We start from the raw sequence: 397 nt of genomic DNA, 5'->3' as shown, positions 1-397 counted from the left end.
GCGCCGACACATTTGAATCCTTTTGCGCAACCCGGCCGGCGCTTACGCCGGCCAAGGTCGGCGTAAGCGCCACCGAGGCGGGTCAGCGCGTGAGTGGAACCGAAGTCGGACGCAGCGTCAGGGTGACCGGGGATGAACCCGGATCCTGCCGCAAGCTCACCGGCAGCCCATATTACCAGCCGGAGTCGTTCGGCGGCCCGTGTCGCGACGGCGGCAACGCTCCGCACAAGGTGAGCGTGATGAGTACGCTGCGCGAGCAGGTTTTGACCGGTACGGAAACGGCCCCCGGAGAGCGCGTGACGGGTACGGAACGTGGGGCCTGCGCCAGTGTGACGGGCACAGAATCTGCCGGACTGGCGCAATATCAGGCCTGCAACCGCAAGCCCGTTCCCGGAGC

1 protein-coding gene is annotated in these 397 nt (G+C 67.0%); it reads left to right on the top strand.

Annotation, left to right across the window (positions count from 1 at the left end):
* The coding region (locus HF921_RS13790) for a CsoS2 family carboxysome shell protein (protein ID WP_215893996.1) at positions 1-397 on the top strand (397 nt) is incomplete at both ends.

It is taken from the genome of Acidithiobacillus ferriphilus, assembly GCF_018854775.1.
Classification (GTDB): Bacteria; Pseudomonadota; Gammaproteobacteria; order Acidithiobacillales; family Acidithiobacillaceae; genus Acidithiobacillus; species Acidithiobacillus ferriphilus.
Note: the sequence above shows the minus strand (reverse complement) of the source record. Positions and strands in the feature narration are given on the sequence as shown.